This window comes from Heyndrickxia acidiproducens DSM 23148 (genome assembly GCF_000374345.1).
In the GTDB taxonomy this organism is placed as follows: domain Bacteria; phylum Bacillota; class Bacilli; order Bacillales; family Bacillaceae_C; genus Weizmannia; species Weizmannia acidiproducens.
The window spans coordinates 11,626-31,924 of sequence record NZ_KB893987.1; the positions used below are offsets into that span (position 1 = coordinate 11,626).

Annotated in this window: 20 protein-coding genes; 16 read left to right on the top strand and 4 right to left on the bottom strand. The window is 45.8% G+C overall.

The genetic code is table 11. From position 1 onward, the window contains the following. Nucleotides 1-169 precede the first annotated feature (169 nt). From ezrA to C232_RS0106385, 12 genes are all read left to right on the top strand, one after another. Nucleotides 170-1,870, top strand: a complete 1,701-nt coding sequence (gene ezrA / locus C232_RS0106325) for a septation ring formation regulator EzrA (RefSeq protein ID WP_018662467.1) — start codon at nt 170-172, stop codon at nt 1,868-1,870. A gap of 158 nt (nt 1,871-2,028) precedes the next feature. Beyond that, nucleotides 2,029-3,180 (top strand): cysteine desulfurase family protein, encoded by a 1,152-nt coding sequence (locus tag C232_RS0106330; RefSeq protein WP_018662469.1) that lies wholly within the window; start codon nt 2,029-2,031, stop codon nt 3,178-3,180. Next, on the top strand, nt 3,177-4,385 hold the full coding sequence (thiI, locus tag C232_RS0106335) for a tRNA uracil 4-sulfurtransferase ThiI (RefSeq protein ID WP_018662471.1): 1,209 nt from the start codon (nt 3,177-3,179) through the stop codon (nt 4,383-4,385). Before C232_RS0106330 ends, thiI begins: the two co-directional genes overlap by 4 nt. A 94-nt stretch (nt 4,386-4,479) precedes the next feature. Next, nucleotides 4,480-4,680, top strand: coding sequence for an alpha/beta-type small acid-soluble spore protein (locus C232_RS0106340; protein WP_018662473.1), 201 nt, complete (start codon nt 4,480-4,482; stop codon nt 4,678-4,680). A 210-nt stretch (nt 4,681-4,890) separates the two neighbouring features. After that, nucleotides 4,891-6,468, top strand: coding sequence for an acyl-CoA synthetase MbcS (gene mbcS / locus C232_RS0106345; protein ID WP_018662475.1), 1,578 nt, complete (start codon nt 4,891-4,893; stop codon nt 6,466-6,468). Nucleotides 6,469-6,629: 161 nt separating this feature from the next. Then, a complete protein-coding gene (sppA, locus tag C232_RS0106350; RefSeq protein WP_018662477.1) occupies nt 6,630-7,646 on the top strand; it encodes a signal peptide peptidase SppA in 1,017 nt (338 codons plus the stop codon). 114 nt (nt 7,647-7,760) lie between these two features. Beyond that, complete coding sequence (locus C232_RS0106355) at nt 7,761-8,228, top strand: RDD family protein (RefSeq protein ID WP_235801524.1); 468 nt, start codon at nt 7,761-7,763, stop codon at nt 8,226-8,228. A gap of 58 nt (nt 8,229-8,286) precedes the next feature. Continuing rightward, nucleotides 8,287-8,940, top strand: coding sequence for a DUF2953 domain-containing protein (locus C232_RS0106360; RefSeq protein ID WP_018662481.1), 654 nt, complete (start codon nt 8,287-8,289; stop codon nt 8,938-8,940). 41 nt (nt 8,941-8,981) lie between these two features. Then, nucleotides 8,982-9,443 (top strand): GerW family sporulation protein, encoded by a 462-nt coding sequence (gene ytfJ, locus C232_RS0106365; protein ID WP_018662483.1) that lies wholly within the window; start codon nt 8,982-8,984, stop codon nt 9,441-9,443. A gap of 131 nt (nt 9,444-9,574) precedes the next feature. Next, on the top strand, nt 9,575-10,078 hold the full coding sequence (gene tpx / locus C232_RS0106370; protein WP_018662485.1) for a thiol peroxidase: 504 nt from the start codon (nt 9,575-9,577) through the stop codon (nt 10,076-10,078). Between the two features lie 64 nt (nt 10,079-10,142). After that, nucleotides 10,143-11,147, top strand: a complete 1,005-nt coding sequence (locus C232_RS0106375; RefSeq protein WP_018662486.1) for a class I SAM-dependent methyltransferase — start codon at nt 10,143-10,145, stop codon at nt 11,145-11,147. A gap of 323 nt (nt 11,148-11,470) precedes the next feature. Continuing rightward, nucleotides 11,471-12,676 carry an acetate kinase gene (locus C232_RS0106385; protein WP_018662490.1) on the top strand — a complete coding sequence of 402 codons (1,206 nt, stop codon included), beginning with the start codon at nt 11,471-11,473 and terminating at the stop codon, nt 12,674-12,676. A 164-nt stretch (nt 12,677-12,840) separates the two neighbouring features. Here C232_RS0106385 and C232_RS0106395 read toward each other — a convergent pair whose 3' ends face one another. After that, on the bottom strand, nt 12,841-13,299 hold the full coding sequence (locus C232_RS0106395; protein WP_018662494.1) for a universal stress protein: 459 nt from the start codon (nt 13,297-13,299) through the stop codon (nt 12,841-12,843). A 269-nt stretch (nt 13,300-13,568) separates the two neighbouring features. Here C232_RS0106395 and ald point away from each other — a divergent pair, with 269 nt between their 5' ends. Continuing rightward, nucleotides 13,569-14,699, top strand: coding sequence for an alanine dehydrogenase (ald, locus tag C232_RS0106400; protein ID WP_018662498.1), 1,131 nt, complete (start codon nt 13,569-13,571; stop codon nt 14,697-14,699). A 60-nt stretch (nt 14,700-14,759) separates the two neighbouring features. On the opposite strand, the gene C232_RS0106405 is transcribed toward ald, so the two are convergent. Continuing rightward, complete coding sequence (locus C232_RS0106405) at nt 14,760-15,854, bottom strand: M24 family metallopeptidase (protein ID WP_018662500.1); 1,095 nt, start codon at nt 15,852-15,854, stop codon at nt 14,760-14,762. Nucleotides 15,855-15,998: 144 nt separating this feature from the next. On the opposite strand from C232_RS0106405, the gene C232_RS0106410 reads away from it, so the two are divergent. From C232_RS0106410 to C232_RS0106420, 3 genes are all read left to right on the top strand, one after another. After that, nucleotides 15,999-16,682, top strand: a complete 684-nt coding sequence (locus C232_RS0106410) for a metal-dependent hydrolase (protein ID WP_018662502.1) — start codon at nt 15,999-16,001, stop codon at nt 16,680-16,682. 227 nt (nt 16,683-16,909) lie between these two features. Next, the gene (locus C232_RS0106415; RefSeq protein WP_018662504.1) at nt 16,910-18,226 is read left to right on the top strand and encodes a DRTGG domain-containing protein; all 1,317 of its coding nucleotides are present in this window, start codon (nt 16,910-16,912) and stop codon (nt 18,224-18,226) included. A 72-nt stretch (nt 18,227-18,298) separates the two neighbouring features. Continuing rightward, nucleotides 18,299-19,237 (top strand): DHH family phosphoesterase, encoded by a 939-nt coding sequence (locus C232_RS0106420; protein WP_018662506.1) that lies wholly within the window; start codon nt 18,299-18,301, stop codon nt 19,235-19,237. Between the two features lie 46 nt (nt 19,238-19,283). Here the strand turns inward: C232_RS0106420 and ytrI are convergent, their stop codons facing one another. Both ytrI and ytrH read right to left on the bottom strand, forming a co-directional pair. After that, nucleotides 19,284-19,790 carry a sporulation membrane protein YtrI gene (gene ytrI / locus C232_RS0106425; protein ID WP_018662508.1) on the bottom strand — a complete coding sequence of 169 codons (507 nt, stop codon included), beginning with the start codon at nt 19,788-19,790 and terminating at the stop codon, nt 19,284-19,286. Further along, nucleotides 19,787-20,119 (bottom strand): sporulation membrane protein YtrH, encoded by a 333-nt coding sequence (gene ytrH / locus C232_RS0106430; RefSeq protein ID WP_018662510.1) that lies wholly within the window; start codon nt 20,117-20,119, stop codon nt 19,787-19,789. Before ytrH ends, ytrI begins: the two co-directional genes overlap by 4 nt. Nucleotides 20,120-20,299 lie beyond the last annotated feature (180 nt).

Here is a 20,299-nt window from a genome sequence, read left to right on the forward strand (position 1 = left end):
AATTTAATAGTCAAATATTGTCGTAACATGGTATCATAGAAGACGAATAATCGTTTTTTTATTTGGAAAATCGTGCCGGCAGTGTCCATCCGTACAGCTGCCGGAAAAACACTTACATAATGTAAAAAAGGTAGATTTATTGTTGAAAGAACGGGAGGCTTTATAGCTTATGATGTATGGCATCATTGGTGTGATCGTACTATTACTCATTTTATTGATATGCGGTTTTGTAATAAGAAAACAGTTTTACCGGGAAATTGACAGGCTGGAGGCTTGGAAAATTGACATCATGAACCGCCCTGTGATTGAAGAACTGGGGAAAGTCAAACAATTGAACATGACCGGTGAAGCGGAAGAATTATTTGAGCGCTGGCGCAAAAATTGGGAAGATCTCTTAAATGATGATCTGCCTGCGGTTGAGGAGAAACTTTTTGAAATTGAAGCGTATACCGATAAATACCGCTTTAGACAAGCAAAAGCGCTGCAAGCCCGGACAGAAACCATCCTCAATGATGCCGAAACAAAAGTGAACACGATTATTTCCGAACTGAACGAGCTGGTGGACGGGGAAAAACAAAGCCGTTTGGAAATTGAAGAATTGGCAAAAGTTTTTAAAGGGATTAAAAAGCAACTGCTGACACACCGCCATACATACGGAAAAGCCATTAAAAAGCTGGATTCAACAGCAGATGCTCTGGCAGCAGGCTTTGGGCAGTATGAGCAAATGACACAGGAAGGAAACTATCTTGAAGCCGGGAAAATGGCAGACGAATTAAAAACACAGGTGAATGCGCTGGCGGAAAAATCAGCAAAAATCCCGAACTTACTAACGGAAACCGGATCACTGCTGCCTGCCCAGCTTGCTGAATTGGAAGAAGGCTATCAGGAAATGACAGCGCAGGGGTTTGTCCTTGACCATCTCCAATTCGGCAAAGAAGCCAAGGAAATGAAGGACAAGCTGCAATTCTGCCGCGAGCGCCTTGATGCAGCTGATACAACGGATGTGGAAGCAGGCATTCAGGAATTAAAAGATAAAATGGATACGATCTATGATATTTTGGAAAAAGAAGCCTATGCTAAAAATTATGTGCTGCACAATACCCAAAAAGTAAAACAAGCACTGGAAGAGATCAGCGCGAAAAATGACCGCATGCAGCAGGAAACAGACGAGATCCGCCAAAGCTACCAGCTGCTTCAGGAAAATATGGATGTACCCAATGAACTGGAGAAACAGATTGAGAAACTTGCCAAGCGTTTTACACTGCTGGAAGCCAAAATACCGGAAAACCAGTCGATTTACTCCGTACTGAGCGACCAATTAAAAGAAATAGAAGCGCAGATCAAAAAATTGCGTGAAGATCAGGAGACATTTACCGAATACCTTCAAAGCCTCCGCAAAGATGAGATCGATGCCCGTGAAAAAATTGCCGGTTTAAAACGGCAAATCCAGGATATCCGCCGTATGGTAAAACTCAGCAATATACCGGGCCTGCCCGAGACGTATAAGGAATTGTTCAAAGAGGCGCAGGAAGCCATCCGGGAGACGATGGATAGTTTAAATGCAAAACCTTTAAACATGGAAACCGCGGGCCGGCATTTAGACCATGCCGCAGAAATTACCGGACATCTGCAAGATCACACAAAGGAACTGGTGGAAAGTGTTATGCTTGCAGAACGGATCATCCAATACGGCAACCGCTACCGGAGGAGATATAAAAAAGTGGCGGACGGCCTGCAGCGGGCAGAGCATGCCTTTCGCAGCTATGATTATCATGCTGCACTGGAAGAAGCAGCCACAACGGTGGAATCGGTCGAACCGGGAGCGATTAAAAAAATAGAAACGATGGTAAAATCAGAAGAACCTTTGTGATCCGGCCCCGGAAACGTTGGATTTTTGATGCAAGTGACGGAAAGCGCAAGGCTTTAGCCGCCGCTTGTTTTTTTTGCCACTTTTCGGTTTTTCATATTTATGATAGGATGTATGTTTGAATACAGCACTTTATTTATATTAAATTTGAAGGTGTTAACATGATTTATTTTGATAATAGTGCAACAACAAAGCCTTATCCGGAAGTTTTGGATGCATTTGTGAAGGCATCGGAAAATTTCTTTGCGAATCCTTCTTCTCTGCACCGGCTGGGGGCGCGGGCGGAAAAACTGATTTCGCAGGCGAGACTGCAGATCGCCGGCATTCTCGGGGTTAAACCGGGTGAAATTTTCTTTACTTCAGGCGGCACGGAAGGCAATAATACGGCCATCAAAGGAACGGCTCTGCAATACCGCTCAAGGGGACGGCATATCATTACGACAAGCATCGAACATGCATCTGTTTATGAATCATGCCGCCAGCTTGAGGAGTCCGGGTTCAATGTGACTTACTTGCCTGTGGACCATACCGGGCGTATAAACATAAATGACTTAAAAGCAGCGATCACGGCCGAAACCATTTTAGTATCCGTGATGCATGTGAATAATGAAGCCGGCGCCATCCAGCCGGTGGAAGAAATCGGTGAGCTGCTGAAAGCCTATCCGAAAATTTTGTTCCATGTTGATGATGTCCAGGGCTGCGGAAAAGTCCCGCTTGATTTGCATCAGGCAGGCGTTGATCTCTGTACCATTTCTGCACATAAATTTCATGGCTTAAAGGGAACCGGCATCCTGTTTAAGCGTGAGAATGTGAAAATATCGCCGCTTTTGACAGGCGGCCATCAGGAAGGCCTGATGCGCAGCGGCACAGAGAATACAGGCGGCATTGTGGCGGCGGCAAAAGCATTACGGCTGATCCATCAAAAATATACGCAGGAGGCCGGGGCATTGGCGGTGGTCCGCAATCAACTATTTGAAAAACTTTCAGCGCTCGCAGATGTTTCGGTTCATACGGATCCCGGTTTATCTGCACCGCATATTCTCAATTTTTCTGTCCGCGGCATCCGCGGCGAGGTCCTTGTGCATGCGCTCGAACAAGAAGACATTTATATTTCGACGACAAGCGCCTGCTCTTCAAAAACAAAGGAACTGAGCCGTACATTGCTTGCCATGGGGGTAACAGAGGCAGAAGCAGAAGGCGCAGTCAGGATCAGCCTCTCGTATGAAAATACGTTGGAAGAAGCTGAACAGTTTATTCGTATATTAGAACGCACCATCCAAAAATTACAACAAGTGTTGGGGAGAAATACATGAAATACGATCGCATTTTAATTCGTTACGGCGAGCTCTCAACAAAAGGGCGCAACCGCCAGTTTTTCATCAGGCATTTAAAAGATAATATTAAAAAAGCACTGAAACCTTACCGCGGCATCAAGGTTGAAGCACTTTACGACCGCATGTATGTGCTATTGAACGGTACTGAAAGCGAACCGGTTGTAGCAGCTTTAAAAAAAATCTTCGGTATTCAGTCATTCAGCCTGGCTGTCCGCGTTAAAAAAGACATCGGGGAAATCAAGCAGGCCGGTTTGGAACTGGTCAAAGATTGTTATCAAAACGGAAAAACGTTTAAAGTGACAACCCGCCGCGGCGATAAAAGCTTTGAATATGATACCAATGATTTAAACCGGATCATCGGCGGCTATATTTTGGAGAACATTGAAACGATTCAAGTGGATGTCAAACATCCGGATATCGACCTGCGCATAGATGTCCGCAAAGAAGGCATCTATTTGTCAACAGGGATTATAAAAGGCGCAGGCGGGCTTCCTGTCGGGGCATCAGGAAAAGCGATGCTGATGCTTTCCGGAGGGATTGACAGCCCGGTCGCCGGTTATTTGACAATGAAGCGCGGCGTGAAAGTGGAAGCCGTCCATTTTCACAGCCCGCCATTTACGAGCCCGCGCGCCCGGCAAAAGGCGCTTGATCTGGCTGAAAAAATTTCGGCCTACAGCGGTTCTGTAAAAGTCCATATTGTACCCTTTACAAAAATCCAGGAAACCATTCATAAGGAAGTCCCGGAAGGTTATTCGATGACGGTCCAAAGAAGAATGATGCTGGAAATAACGGACAGAATACGCAGGAAACATAATGGGCTTGCAATTGTTACCGGGGAGAGCCTCGGGCAGGTCGCCAGCCAAACTTTGGAAAGCATGGTCGCCATTAATGATGTGACAACAGCGCCGGTATTGCGTCCGCTGATTTCAATGGACAAGCTGGAAATCATTGATATTGCACAAAAAATTGACACCTACGATATTTCCAGCCTGCCGTATGAGGACTGCTGCACGATCTTTACGCCGCCCGCGCCAAAGACACGGCCAAAGCTGGAACTGGCCCGGCTTTATGAAAAGCAAATCGATTTTGAAGCACTGATTGAAGAAGCGCTTGAAAAGGTGGAAAGTGTCTTTGTTGCGCCGAACCAACCGGCGGCTGAAGACGGGTTTTCGGACTTGCTATAGGGATGAATCCATTAACTGGCAGCCGCACCAGTATAATCTCTGCATGTTGCCATGTGTTTGTGCACATTCTATACTCACAAGGAGGTGAAAACACATGGCAACCAGCAATAGCAACCAATTGCTCGTAAACGGAGCTGAACAAGCACTTGACCAAATGAAAATCGAAATCGCCCAGGAATTTGGTGTAAATCTTGGGGCTGATACAACTTCCCGCGCGAATGGTTCTGTCGGCGGTGAAATTACAAAACGCCTCGTATCGATGGCTGAACAACAATTAAACGGAACTTCACGATAATTAAATAAACATGGATATAAAAAAAGCGGGCTCTAAACGGCCCGCTTTTTCGCGTGCCATTTTAAAGCCGGGTCCCGTAAACATTACGAAAAAAGCGGGCATACTAGGCAGGGAAAATGAAACGGCGAAATCTATAAGCCAAAATTGTATCAAAAATCTTTATTATCAGGTATAATAGTGAGGTACTAATTACTTAGGGAGGCGATTTGTTTGCGTCGCGAAGACCTGATTGCACCGGAAGTCTATAATATTACAAATGAAGTCGAAAAGTTTGCATATGATCCCAAAAAGGTTGCCCTTATTTGGGAAAATCGGGAAGGGATACATACAGAAGTCACTTACCAGCAGTTAATGAAAAATGCGAATAAAACAGGAAATGTTTTGAAGGCGACCGGTTTGAAAAAAGGTGATATTATTCTTGTCATCGTACCGCGGATTGTTGAAGCGTATGAAGTGTATCTTGGCGCACTAAAAGCCGGCATTGTGATTTTGCCAAGCTCGGAAATGCTGCGGACAAAAGACCTTGAATACCGCATACAGGTAGGGGATGTGAAAGGGGTTGTTTCCCACTTCACGACGGTACAGCAATTTAAAAATGTAGAAGGCATTGAAAACTTGAAAAAATTTGTGATCGGAAAGCCTGAAGATGGCTGGATATTTTTAGACAAAGCAAAGGAAAATGCGTCTGAAGAATTGGCAACGGCCCGCACATTAAGAGATGATCTGGCCTTTTTATCCTATACATCGGGCACAACCGGAAATCCTAAAGGGGTTGTGCATTCACACGGCTGGGGGTATGCACATTTGCGTACAGCTGCCCCGAACTGGCTGGCCATTAAAGAAAATGACCGGGTTTGGGCAACGGCGGCGCCCGGCTGGCAAAAATGGGTGTGGAGCCCGCTCCTTTGCGTACTCGGTTCAGGCGCAACCGGCTTTGTATATAATGGCCGTTTTGATCCGGAAAAGTATTTATCGCTGTTGGACGAATACAAAGTGAATGTGCTTTGCTGTACGCCCACAGAATACCGTTTGATGGCAAAAGTGGAAGATCTATCCCGATACCACCTGCAAAATTTGCGCAGCGCTGTATCTGCCGGCGAACCGCTGAACCGCGAAGTCATTGATGTTTTTAAAAATCATTTTGGCATTAAAATCCGCGATGGTTACGGCCAAACGGAAAATACATTACTGGTCGGTATCTCTGCTGATATGGAACTGCGTCCGGGCTCAATGGGCAAACCCTTCCCGGGAAATCAGGTGGAAATCATCGACGAAGACGGTAAACCGTGCAAGGTGGGCGAAGTCGGCGATATAGCGGTGCACAAAGATACACCGGCCCTGTTTAAATATTATTACAAAGAACCTGAACGTACAGCCCGGCAATACCGCGGCGATTATTATATTACGGGTGACCGCGCGAAAAAGGACGAAGACGGCTATTACTGGTTTGAAGGCAGGCGGGATGATATTATTATTTCTTCCGGCTACACAATCGGGCCGTTTGAAGTCGAGGATGCCCTGATTAAACACCCGTATGTGAAAGAATGTGCCGTGGTGGCAAGCCCGCATGAAATCCGCGGCAATATTGTCAAAGCTTTTGTTGTACTGAAAGAGGGCATTAGCAAAGATATGCCTGGACTCGTAAAGGAATTGCAAAACCATGTCAAGCAGCTTACCGCGCCATATAAATATCCGCGGGCGATTGAATTTATGAAAGAGCTGCCGAAAACAACATCCGGAAAAATCCGCCGGGTTGAATTGCGGCAGCGGGAATTGAATCAAGCTTAAAGCACGGCCTGCGCATTGTTTTCTTAAAAACAATGCGCAGGCTTTTTTTCCTTTAAAAGTGCCGGCCGTTCGATTAAAATAAAATTAAATCGTTAAAAGGGTGATTGCTTTTTTCAACACCATTTTCCATACAACAGAATTTGGAAGGATGAAGCCGGGACATGAACAAAAAGAGATGGGTGGCGCTTGCCATTGCAGGGGGATTATTTGCTGTGTCGATTGTGGTAAATTTTGCAAGCATAGCGGCCACAACCAATTTTTCAAAAATGTTTGAAGACACGTTTGATTCTTCAGAACAGGATATATCGGAAAAGACCCTGCAGAATGGTAATAATGCAAAGAAAATTGCTGTCTTAAATGTGGAAGGCACGATACAGGATACCGGAGCATCCGCATCGATCCTCGACAGCGGCGAATACAATCATGAAAGTTTCCTTAAACAGCTGGATCAGGCCAGACATGATGATCAGATAAAAGGCATTGTTTTACATATCAATTCTCCGGGCGGGGGTGTTGCCGAATCGGCCGAAATCCATCACCGTCTGGAAGAGATCAAAGAACAAACGAAAAAGCCGATTTATGTTTCAATGGGGGCGACCTGCGCATCGGGGGCGTACTATATTTCAACGCCGGCAGATAAAATTTATGCCAGCCCGGAAACGCTCACAGGATCGCTTGGTGTCATCATGGAAAGTGTGAATTACGGGAAGCTGGCAAAAAATTTGGGAATCGATTTTCCTGTAATCAAAAGCGGCGAGTATAAAGACATTATGAGCCCGTACCGTGACATGACAAAGAGCGAAAAAGACATGCTCCAGAAAATGGTCAACCACTCTTATGAAGGCTTTGTCAATGTCATTTCGAAAGGGCGCGGCATACCGGAAAGTGAAGTGCGCAAAATAGCGGACGGACGCGTCTATGATGGGCGGCAGGCACTACAACTGCATCTGATTGACCATTATGGTTATCTGGATCATGTGATCGGGCAAATGAAAAAGGATCTTCATATCAAGCATGCAAAAGTCGTGGAGTACGAATCCGGCGGTGGATTGGAATCACTGCTTGCGGCATCTGTGCAAAAAGCAATGGGGAAAGAAGCGGAAGCAACCGGACTGCTGCAGTTACTGGCACAATCCAACGCGCCGCGCCTGATGTATCTGTATGCAGGGGAAGAATAGGGGGAAGCAATAGTGAATCCGAATGATAATCGCGGACAACGGCCGGCGTTTCCGGATGCGGGAACAGGCCTTGGCCCGGCGGAAACCAATTTAAAGGAAAATCGTACATCGCATTTGGCGGCATATCCTTTTGCCGGGTTTTGGATGCGTTTTTGGGCGTATCTGCTTGACCTGCTCATTATTCAGAGTGTGAACTGGCTGATTCTGCATCCTGTTTTCCGGCTGTTAAAGCTGTCTTTGGCGGATGACAGCATGTTTTCCCCGATTTCAATTTTATCAGCTGCTGTTTTTTACCTGTATTTCATTCTGATGACGAAATATTTCAGTCAGACGCTGGGGAAAATGGTGTTCGGGCTGAAGGTTGTACCTGTTCACCCGGGCCGGCAGCTGACATGGAGTACCATTTTATTCCGGGAATGGATCGGGCGCTATCTCTCAGCAACACTCATGCTTTTATATATCGTGGTTGCTTTCACACCAAAAAAACAAGGCATACATGACCTGTTTGCCGACACTGCGGTGATTATTGAACGCCCGCAGCAGCCGGTTTATACGAATCCGAATCCCGAACCTGCTTCGTAAGCAGGTTTATTTTTTTGCCTGTTGGCGATAATGGGTAGCTGAAAGGCTGATGATAGACATGATATGGTTTGTTTTCATTTTAGCGAGCATCACAGCAATCATTCTGCTGCTTTATTTTTCTTCACTCGTCGTGGTATTGGAATATGTACACCAGCAGGATGATGACAGGCTTACCATTCAGATCCGTTTATGGCGCATCATCAAGCATACTGTCCGGATTCCGGCTATCAAAGCCGAAACGGAAAAACCGGGAATCGAATTCATGCATGTAACGAAAAATGATAGGGATGAAAGAAAAATTACAGCGGATGTGGTGGAACAGCGCGTAAAGGATATTAAAAAAGTGGTTGAACATGTGGTTGGCTTGAAAACCATCACAGGAAAATTTATCAACAGCATCCTCTTGAAAAAGTTTGAATGGCATACGGTAATCGGGATGCATGATGCAGCCTGGACCGGCATTGCTGCAGGCGGCATATGGGCGGCAAAGGGCGGAATCTTAAACTTGATTACAAGCTGTCTGCGGGTTGGAGAAGAACCGCTGATTTCGGTTACGCCGGTTTTCCAAAAGCCGTTTTCACAAACGCATTTAACATGCATGTTTAAATTTCAAATCGGGAAAGCTATCCTGACTGGATTTAAAATCCTTAAATATTGGCGGGGCGGCAAAGTTTCCATTGATCCGGAGCCGATTTCCGATCAGCAAGCCTAGTTGTTCCCGCGCCGTAAAGACGATTATAGGAGGAAACAAAAATGGGTTCACATCCGATTGAAGGCCTCATGACAGCAGCAATGGAAAACTTAAAAGAAATGATTGATGTGAATACGATCATCGGTGACCCCGTTGAAACCCCGGATGGAAGCGTCATTTTGACCGTATCCAAAGTCGGATTTGGTTTTGCGGCAGGCGGCAGCCAGTTTAATGCAAAAGGCGGTTCCGGCGGCAGCGATTCGCAATCAGCCAATCTTCCTTTTGGCGGCGGCAGCGGCGGGGGCGTGTCGATTACCCCGATTGCTTTTTTAGTTGTCAGTCCAAAAGGCATTAAAATGCTCCATCTTGACCAAAATACACATCTGATCGAAAAAATACTGGATGTCGCACCCGGTGTCGTGGAAAAAATCCAGGGCATGCTCAAACAAAGCGGCGGGAAATCAGGTGGCCAAAACGCGCAATCCCAGCCGGCGAACCAGCAAAAGCAGGATTTTGATTTTTAAAAACTCGCCATTGCGGCGAGTTTTTAATTGGATATTTTGTACGGAGTCCAGTATGATGAATAGAGGAGATCTGTCTGTTTTCTGTTGCGATAAGCAGAAAACAGATTATAAACATTTGGGAGGGATTTTTTATGGCTTCAGTTACATTTAAAGGAAATCCGGTCACACTGTTAGGAAACGAAGTAAAGGTTGGCGATAAAGCGCCGCAATTTACTGTACTGGATAATGATCTTTCAGAGGTCACACTGGATGATACAAAAGGAAGCGTGCGGATCATCAGTGCCGTTCCTTCAATTGATACAAGCGTATGTGATGCGCAGACCCGCCGATTTAATGAAGAGGCGGCAAAATTGGGTAAAGAAGTAAAAGTATTAACGATTTCGTGCGACCTGCCTTTCGCGCAAAAAAGATGGTGTACTGCATCCGGACTGGAACATGTACAAGTTCTTTCCGACCACCGCGACTTATCATTCGGAAAAGCTTACGGGGCCGTAATGAAAGAATTGCGCCTGCTTGCCCGTTCCGTTTTTGTCCTTGACTCAAGCGGCACCGTTACATACGTTGAATACGTAAGTGAGGGCACAAACCACCCCGACTATGAAAAAGCACTGGAAGCAGCAAAAAAAGCACGTTAAACAAGGATCCCCGATACCCTGTCGGGGATTTTATATGGATCAAAAGAAATGAGGAGGAGAATGGATGAGCGAATCTCCTATTGCGTCACTTTATACGTATTTTAATGAATCAGCACAAATTTTACAAAAGAGCCTTTCCGTTACATACCTGGAAGCCGTTGCGATGGCCGGTGAAAACTTATTCAACAGCCGGGTGGTTCAAAACGGAATCAGCGAACCGGATGAAAAACAGCTTGATCAGCTCTCTGGAAAAGTAGACCTGGACAAATATAGCCGCGAAGAAATCCGCAAAGCCTATCAGCTTGCGATTTTAAAAGGGATGAAAGAAAACGTCCAGGCCAACCACCAGATGACGCCGGATACGATCGGGCTGTTTATGGGCTACTTTATTGCCAAATTTACCTCAGGACGCCGGGCTTTATCTATCTTAGATCCTGCGGTCGGCACCGGAAATCTGCTGACAACCATTTTAAACCAGCTGGATGAAAAAGAGATCACGGCATACGGCGCAGATGTTGATGATATCCTGATCCGGCTCGCATACACCGGTGCGAACCTGCTCTGCCACGACATTGAGCTGTTTACACAGGATTCACTTACCCGCTTATTTATTGACCCCGTTGACATCGTGGTTTGTGATTTGCCCGTCGGCTATTATCCGAATGATGCCGGCGCAAAGGCATACCAACTGAAGGCGGATGAGGGACATTCATATGCCCATCATTTGTTTATAGAACAAAGCCTAAGGTACACGAGGCCGGGCGGCTATCTTTTCTTCCTGATCCCGAATCATCTGTTTGAATCGAAGGAAGCGCCCAAGCTTCATCAATTTTTAAAAGAAGAAGCGATTATCCAGGCGATTCTGCAATTGCCGCTTACGTTGTTTAAAAACGAGCAATCTGCAAAAAGCATCTTAGTCCTTCAGAAAAAATCAGAAGGCATCCAAGCGCCGGAACAAGTTTTGCTGGCCTCGCTGCCATCGTTGTCCAACCAACAGGCCGTTCAAAGCGTCATGCTGAAAATAGATGCCTGGTGCAGGGAGAATATTGAAACGGACCGCAACGAATAGAAACCGGAAAGATTCGGTTCATCCCAAATCCGGCTGGGAGCCTTTTTTAAAGGCGCCTGTTGCAGCCGGATTTGCATTTCAATCTGTAAATGGTATTAACAAAGGGGAAACTTCATAAAATCGTAACATTTTACAAAAATATAAAATTTCTGTAAAAAACAATCTGAATAGTGGGACTTTGCCTGGAAAACGCACTCAAATTAAAAAAATGGTTGCAAAAAGCCGGATAGAATGGTTAAATGAGAAATTGAAAAGGTATTGTACTAAATTAATAGACAGCATGGAATTTTTCATCTAATGTTCTATTGAAGGGATGACGTGTAATGGCTAAAGTAATGGCAATTAATGCGGGGAGCTCTTCTTTAAAGTTCCAATTGTTCGATATGCCAAATGAAAGCGTTATTACGAAAGGCCTTATTGAAAGAATCGGTTTAAAAGATGCGCTATTTTCAATTTCAGTAAACGGGGAAAGAATAAAAGAAATCACTGATATACCCAATCATGAAATTGCCGTTCAATTTTTATTAAAAAAGTTAACTGAAAAAGGCATCATACAGTCTTTAAATGAAATTGAGGGTGTCGGGCACCGTGTCGTGCACGGCGGTGAAATTTTTAGCGATTCGGTTGTGATTGATGATCATGTGCTCGGGCAAATAGAAGATTTAGCTGAGCTGGCGCCGCTCCATAACCGGGCGAATGCAACGGGGATCAAAGCATTCCGCACAGTGCTGCCCAATATCATTCAGGTTGCGGTCTTTGATACCGCTTTCCATCAAACGATGCCGCCCAGTTCGTTTTTATATAGTCTTCCGTACGAATATTATGAAAAATACCGCATTCGTAAATACGGGTTCCACGGAACATCGCACAAATATGTGGCGATGCGTGCGGCAGATATGCTCGGAAGGCCGCTTGAACAGCTGCGGCTGATCTCCTGCCACCTTGGGAGCGGGGCAAGTATTGCGGCAATTGAGGGAGGAAAATCGATCGACACATCGATGGGCTTTACGCCGCTGGCCGGTTTAACGATGGGGACTCGTTCCGGAAACATCGATCCTGCTTTAATCCCGTATATCATGGAAAAAACAGGGAAAACAGCGGAGGAAGTATTGGAAGTGCTGAATAAGGATTCCGGATTACTGGGAATCTCGGGGATATCCAGTGATTTGCGCGATATCCAGGTCGCATCCGAACTGGAACATAACGCGCGTGCAGAATTGGCACTGGAAGTTTTCGCCAGCAAGATCCACAAATATATCGGATCTTATGCCGCCAAAATGGCAGGTGTGGACGCGATTATTTTCACAGCCGGCATTGGGGAAAACAGCGATTCCATTCGCGCAAGAATTTTGACCGGCCTTGAATTCATGGGGATTTACTGGGACCCGACCTTAAATCAGATCCGCGGGACAGAAGCGTTTGTCAATTATCCGCATTCACCGGTAAAAGTACTGGTTATCCCAACGAATGAAGAACTTATGATTGCACGCGATGTCGTCCGCTTATCATCGCTATGCAAGCAACATTAATCTGTCATTCAGCAACAAACACAGCAGCAACTTGTTTTGAATCGGTTGGCTGCTTTTTTTATCAAAACCATATATATATTGAAAGCTCATCATCGGGCGTTTAAAAAACTTCCCCTTGTGCAAGTACAAAAAAACCAGCCCTGCCCGGACTGGCTTTTTGCGTCTTAATTTTCTTCTTCTGCGTCTTTTGGCGTCCGTATGACCAGCACGTCACAAGGAGAAGAACGGACAATATGTTCGGAGACGCTCCCGATTAAGAGGCGTTCGACAGCATTTAAACCGGTTGCACCGCAAATAATCAAATCTGCTTTGATGCGGGGCGCAATATTTTTGGTGATCGCAATTTTTGGAGAGCCTTGTTGAATGATGGTTTGGACTTTCACCCCGTTTTTTTCAGCACGGTCTTTGTAGTTGCTCAGCAGTTCATCCCCGAATTTTTGATTCTGGTCGTAAAGCGTCGAATCAATTGGCGTCAGCGTCGCAAGCGAACGGTTATCCACGACATGGACGACAGATAATTCCGCGTTGTTCCGTTTTGCAATTTCAATCGCTTTCAAAAATGCCCAATCAGCTTCTTTAGAACCGTCGACTGCAATCAGGATATTATGATATCTTAATCCCATCTTTGTTCATCTCCCATATTTACTGCATATCTTACCCAACTCTATTTTACTAAATTTTTCAAGATTTGTGTGTGAAAATAAAGAAAGAGAAAAATATTTTTTTGAAAAAACAATGGGAAATCCATTAAATATTTGCTAAAATATAGATGTTAAGAATATTCCTAGAACTTTGTTATATTATCTTACAATAATGTGATTCAAAGTGCAAGGGGAAAGCTTAACAAGTTACGTTGCCATCAGACATCACTAAATTGACAGGAGGAATTTTCGTGAATATTGGCGTGCCGAAAGAAATTAAAAACAATGAAAGCCGTGTCGCGATGACCCCGGCCGGTGTGGTCTCCTTAACGAAAGCGGGCCATGAAGTTTTTATTGAGACAAACGCAGGGCTTGCGTCCGGATTTACGGATGCCGAATATGTGAGCGCCGGTGCTCATATCGTTGGGACTGCTGAAGAGGCATGGTCCTATGAAATGGTCATGAAAGTAAAAGAACCTGTTGAAAGTGAATACCAGTATTTCAGGGAAGGGCTTATTTTATTTACATATCTTCATCTGGCTGCAGCGCCGGAACTTACGCAGGAGCTGCTGAAAAAGGGCGTTACAGGCATTGCCTATGAAACAGTACAGCTTGCAAACCGCTCTTTGCCATTATTAACGCCGATGAGCGAGGTGGCCGGGAGAATGGCGCCGCAGATCGGTGCACAGTTTCTGGAAAAAAACAACGGCGGGAAGGGCATCCTGCTTTCCGGGGTTCCGGGTGTAAGACGCGGTAAAATCACCATCATCGGCGGCGGGGTTGCCGGCACAAATGCCGCTAAAGTAGCGGCAGGATTAGGGGCGGACGTAACCGTTGTAGAATTGAATCCGGACCGGCTGCGCCAGCTGGATGATATTTTCGGCAATCGCATCACCACCTTAATCTCCAATCCTTACAATATTGCGGAGGCTGTAAAAGAAGCCGACCTTGTAATCGGGGCCGTCCTAATTCCGGGCGCCAAAACGCCAAGGCTTGTTACAGAAGAAATGATAAAAGCGATGCAGCCCGGTTCTGTCGTGGTTGACATCGCCATTGACCAGGGCGGTATTTTCGAAACAACTGACCATGCAACGACGCATGATGATCCCGTCTATATCAAGCATGATGTCGTCCATTATGCAGTCGCCAATATACCGGGTGCTGTTGCCAGGACGTCAACCATTGCACTGACGAATGTTACTGTCCCGTATGCATTGGAAATTGCCAATAAAGGCTATCAAGCAGCCGCGCTTGAAAATGGGGCGCTCCTGAAGGGCATCAATACGCTGGAAGGAAACCTCACGTATAAAGGGGTAGCCGAATCTCTCAATCTCCCTTATACAGAGGTGCAAAACCTGTTCAAGCATCAATCTGTTTTATGATCCTGTTTAGCTGAGCAAAAAAGCGCACGGAACCTGCCCGTGCGCTTTTTTGCTCATATCTTATACATGCTGCAATGCTTTTGGATATTTTGTCAATACTTCAACACCATCTTTTGTCACATAGACATCATCTTCAATCCGGACGCCGGCAACCCCCGGCACATAAATGCCCGGTTCGATCGTAAAGACCATGCCTTCCTGCAGGATAAGCTCATTTGTATTTGTCATCGACGGATATTCATGGATACTGATGCCAAGCCCGTGCCCGAGGCGGTGCGTAAAGTATTCGCCATAGCCGGCTTTTGTTATGACATCACGGGCTATCCGGTCAAGATCTTTGGCCCGGACGCCGGGTTTTACGGCTTTTACAGCAGTTTCTTCCGCCTGCAGAACCGTCTCATAGATACGGATTTGTTCCTCATCTAAGTCACCAAAAGCAACCGTGCGTGTAATATCGGAGCAGTAGCCCTGGTGGACAACGCCAAGATCAAAAAGGACAAGGGAGCGTTTTTCAATTTTATCAAGCCCGGGTGTGCCATGCGGAGAGGCCGCCTTAGCCCCGGCCAGCACGGTTGTCGCAAAGCTCATTTCGGAAATGCCTTTTTGCTTCATGGCATGTTCTATGGCTGCCACGATTTCCAGTTCTGTCCTGCCTTCCTGGATTTCGCGGACGCCCGTTTCAACCGCAAGATCGGCAAATGCCGCGGCTTCCCTTAAGATATCCCGTTCTTTTTTGTCTTTAATGAGGCGGAGGGTGTGCAGTTTTTCTTCAGCAGCGACAAATTTCGCACCGCTGAAACGCTGTGACAGCGCTTCGTAGCGTTCCACATTCAGGTGTTCTTTTTCAATTGCCCAAGTATGTACGTTGCCGATGCGCCCGCGTACTTTCTTTTCTAACAAATCCCAAGGGTTATCGGTGTCCGTGATACCAAGAATCTCATATTCCCAGCCGGCATTTTTAGCATCATGCTTTTCCATGGCCGGGCATACGAGAAATGGCTCTTTCTCCTGGAAAATGGCAATACCGAGCAGACGCTCATGGGGGTCGCTTCGGAAGCCGCTTAAATAAAATACGTTATCGGTGGAAGTGATGAAGGCGGCATCAATATGTTCGCTTTTCAGCCAAGCCGTCATCTGGTTCAAACGCTGGTTCATGTTTTCATCTCCTAAATCAAACTACTACCAGCATACCAAAAAAAGGAACCGGATTCTATACTCCGAGGCTTGAAGCAGGATTTATCCTTCCAAAAAAGAATATAATGGTAGGGAACCTATTAACAAAAAAAGGAGTGGAGAAAAATGAAAGTTTCTTTTCATGGCCATTCAATCGTGAAGGTGGAAACGAATGGCAAGACGATTTTATTTGACCCGTTTATTACCGGAAACGGGCAAACAGATTTGAAAGTGCAAGACGAACACCCTGATGTCATTATTTTAACGCACGGGCACAGTGACCATATTGGGGACACGGAAGCATTGGCGAAAAAAAAGAATGCGCTTGTCATTGCCAATAATGAAGTTGCCCATTATTTAAACTGGCAGGGATTAAAAACACACCCGCTCCATATTGGAGGCTCCTGCCAATTTGATTTTGGCCGGGTTAAATTAACGCAGGCTTTTCACGGGTCCGCAATAGTGGACGAAAACCAGCAGGAAATTACGTATCTTGGCATGCCGGCCGGGGTGCTTTTGATGGCGGAAGGCAAAACGATCTACCATGCCGGCGATACGGGGCTGTTTTCCGATATGAAATTAATCGGTGAACGCCACCCGATTGACCTCGCTTTTCTGCCAATTGGCGATAACTTCACAATGGGGCCGGAAGATGCAGCCGTTGCGGCAAAATTCCTGCAGGCGAAAACGGTTGTGCCGATCCACTACAATACATTTCCGCTGATACAGCAGGACCCGCAGAAATTCATTGATGCACTCGATGGTGTGAATGGTAAAATTATGAAACCCGGCGATGCGATCGAACTGTAATCGTAAAGGGGGCTTTGTTGAATAGACAAATACGCCCCCGGAACCGTTTTTTAAGGCATTCCCGGATTTTGGTTCGGGCGGGCAAAATGAGCCGCGTTGCCATTCTGCCCGTTTTCCATCTATAATAGAAATATATGCGCTTTCGCCTGGCTCCTATTCGCACGAAAAAAGGAACCGGCCGTACATACATATCGTAAAAGCAATTTTATGGAAAGAAGGTGGGATGTTTGGCGACCAAGCATGAACAAATCCTGCAATACATTAACCAGCTGCCGATTGGGGAAAAAATATCGGTCCGGCAAATTGCCAAAGCTTTAAATGTCAGCGAAGGAACTGCTTACCGCGCGATTAAAGATGCCGAAAACAAAGGCTATGTCAGCACGATCGAAAGAGTGGGCACGATCCGGATTGAGCAGAAGAAAAAAGAGAATATTGAAAAGCTTACTTTTTCGGAAGTGGTGAATATCATTGACGGGCAGGTGCTCGGCGGAAGATCAGGGCTGCATAAAACGCTGACGAAATTCGTAATCGGCGCCATGAAGCTTGAAGCCATGTCCAAATATACGGAAGCGGGCAGCCTGCTCATTGTCGGAAACCGTGTCGATGCCCATGAGCTCGCACTGAATTCAGGTGCTGCTGTATTGATTACAGGGGGATTTGATACGGAAGAGTACGTAAAAAAAATCGCTGATGAGAAAGATTTGCCCGTGATTTCCACCAGCTACGATACATTTACAGTCGCAACGATGATTAACCGTGCCGTTTATGACCAGCTGATTAAAAAAGAAATTATCCTCGTGGAAGATATACTGACATCCGTCCATGATACGGCTTATTTATTTACGACAGATACCGTCCAGGATTGGTATCAAAAGAAAAAGGAAACAGAACATTCCCGCTTTCCGGTTGTCGACCGGAACATGAAAGTCGTCGGTATGATTACATCAAAAGATATTATGGAAAATAACAACAACCTGGGCATCGATAAAATCATGACCAAAAACCCGATTACAGTCGGCGAAAAAACGAGCGTAACCTCTGTTGCCCACATGATGATTTGGGAAGGAATTGAAATTCTGCCTGTTGTCGATGATTTTAACCGGCTAAAGGGAATTGTCAGCCGCCAGGACGTTTTAAAAGAATTGCAGATGACCCAAAGGCAGCCGCAAGTTGGGGAAACGATCGACAATATTATTACAACGCAGCTTGAAGCAACGTCTGCAAAATCTCCTGATGAAGAAGATTACCAGTTTGAAGTCACACCGCAAATGACCAACCCATTGGGCACGATTTCGTACGGGGTATTCACCACTTTGGTTTATGAAGTGGCCAACCGTTATCTGCGCGCGCAAAAAAAAGGCGATATGATTATAGAAAGCATTACAATTTATTTTATTAAACCCGTTCAATTAGAAAGCATCATTCAGGTCGTCCCAAGAATTCTCGACTCCGGAAGAAAATTTGCCAAAATCGACGTCGAAGTCTTTAACCAGGGCAACCTCGTCGGCAAAGCCCTGCTCATGTCCCAAGTGATCGAGAGATAGCAGCCCATGTGATCCAGGCTGCGTGATGCGGGATGCAATGATGATAAAAACGGGCAGGAAAAGAGGGTGCTTATGAAAGCGGAAATTCTGGATACGATACAACAATTTGAGACGATTGTGATTCACCGCCATGTGCGTCCCGATCCGGATGCTTACGGGTCACAGGGCGGGCTTGCCGAAATATTAAAAGCGTCTTTCCCCGAAAAAAGCATCTTTACTGTCGGGGAAACCGAACCGAGTCTCGCGTTTTTGAACGATATGGATACAATCGCGGATGAAACGTACCGGAATGCACTGGTGATTGTTTGTGATACGGCCAACCGCGAGCGTGTTAGCGATCAACGCTTCCAGCTTGGCAGCAAGCTGATCAAAATCGATCATCATCCGAACCATGACGCTTACGGTGATCTTCAGTGGGTCGATGAAACGGCGTCATCGGTCAGCGAAATGGTTTATGCGTTTTACTTATTTGGAAAAGATAAGGGACTTTGCATGACAGATGAAGCCGCACGTCTGTTATATGCCGGCATCGTGGGGGACACAGGGCGTTTTCTTTATCCGAGTACCAGCAGGAAAACATTTGAGTATGCCGGGGAATTGATCCATTATGCCTTCGACCGCACGGAACTCTATCATCACTTATATGAAGTGGAACCAAATGTCGTGAAACTGCAAGGATATATTTACCAAAACCTGGAGATCGATAGCAGCGGTGCGGCCGTTGTGGTCTTAAAAAGGGAGCTGATCGCACAATATGGCGTCTCTCCGCATGATGCATCCCAGCTTGTCAGCACATTGGGGGATATTAAAGGCCTGGTTGCCTGGTGCTTCTTTATTGAAGAAACGGACCAGATCAGGCTCCGTTTCCGTTCTAAAGGGCCAGTTATCAATGAGATTGCCCGCAAGTATAACGGCGGCGGCCACCCGCTTGCAGCCGGGGCTACGGTATATTCATGGGATATAGTAGAAGCTGTAAAGCGGGACTTGATTCACGTATGCGCAAATCATTGAACAAGCGGAGGGCGCTGCTGCCGGTCAAGCGCCATCCGCTTGTTTGCTAATCCGCAAGTTTCAGGGAGAGATGAATATGGATGGTGGAGTAGAACAGGATGTCCTGGACTTTGAAGGTATAACGCCGGTGGTTGATTTTTATGTTTTCTTTTTCCAGCATCCGGACAATTAAGTCTTTATTTAAATAGGCAGTTTTTAAATTTTTTGCGATCAGCGGGCTGAGGTCATGCTTGATTTCTTCCTCGGCTTCAAAAATGCTCTGTGAATCCTGAATATCATATTTTTCATAGTTACTGATTTCAACATTAATTTTTTGAATCGTCAGCAGTTTTTCGTTTTTGCGGTTCAGTTTTTTATAATCTTCCTGCCAGATTGCTTTTTCGCGCTGCAAATCCTGGATGGCTTTTTCCTGTTTTTCCAAAAGTTTGGCCTGCCTTTCCTGCATCGTTCCAAACATAAAAAGAAAAATCAGCCAGCTGATGCACCCGCCAACAACTGCGCCGGCCAAAAACCGCTGCCAGCTTGGTTTCCGGTAAAGCGGGGGGATTCTCATAGGACATTCTCCTGTGTAATCCATGAAATAATGAGCGCGGCGGTTTTCGCACCGCCCATTGCAGACAGTATCAATAATAACTGTTTGAAAAGCGCCATTGTTTCACTTTCCAAAAATCCTTTTTCAAAACTATAGACGGTATCGAAAGTTCCTCCGATTGCAGCAATGATTGCCCAAATTCTGAGACCCCTGGCAATTCTGGAGATTTCCGTCAAAAGCGGCTCCCCGGTAATGAATGATGCCAGCCCGCCGATCAATGTTCCCCCGATCATAACGCCGAATGCGATAAAATAACTATTAAAAAATGCAGGAAAAAACCCCTCATTCAACCTTACCATCTCCAGCCATTATCGGATATGTTTAAATATATGGGACAATATCCTCCCTTATGAAATCGAACGTATTTTCTTTTTCGCAGTGTAAGAAAACATGTATAATAAGAAGCATGTACAAAGTTCGCCAGCCCGGGGAGCTGACCGGGAAAATCATGATCCTATAAAGGCGGTGAA